The organism is Brevibacillus sp. YAE8 (assembly GCF_057543335.1).
In genome coordinates, this window is sequence record NZ_BAAIYG010000165.1 from 1 (window position 1) to 531 (window position 531).

At 37.7% G+C, this 531-nt stretch carries 1 protein-coding gene; it reads right to left on the bottom strand.

Going from position 1 to position 531, the window contains the following annotated elements:
- A partial coding sequence (locus tag AC27IT_RS28180; RefSeq protein WP_487092317.1) for a MarR family winged helix-turn-helix transcriptional regulator occupies positions 1–387 on the bottom strand: 387 nt, incomplete at its 3' end.
- Positions 388–531: the final 144 nt, after the last annotated feature.

Sequence of the window (531 nt, forward strand, 5' to 3'; positions counted from 1 at the left end):
CTTTAATAACGAAATAAGCTGATCCTGTTCGCTGTCGGATAAAGCAATCAGCAAATTTTCTTCCAAACGTTCAATTTCTTGCTGAATTTCTGGAAGCTTTTTCTTCGCTTGAGGAGATAAATGTACGATGCGCTCTCGTTTATCACTGCCTGCTTTTCGCACAATCCATCCGCTTTTTTCAAGTCTTGTTAACGTGCGGGTAACCGTTGGCGCTTCGACATTTAAATACTGCCAAATCTCTGTTTGCGTCATCGAACCGAATCGCTTTAAACAAAATAAAATTGAATACTGTGAGCTGTATAGCCCGTACGCCTTTAACACTTCATTTACTTCTTTAATAGACAATCTCGACTTTTGATGAAGTTCATGAAACACCAAGTTATTCACTTTTCCCACCTCACCTTTTCATTTTATTTACCTAGGTAACTAATTGCTCTTTTATTAGTATATGTGCTGCTAGTTGATGTGTAAAGGCGGCCAAAAAGAGTAAAAATCAGCTGTTTTCTCTCATTTTCTACTAATGATTTACGC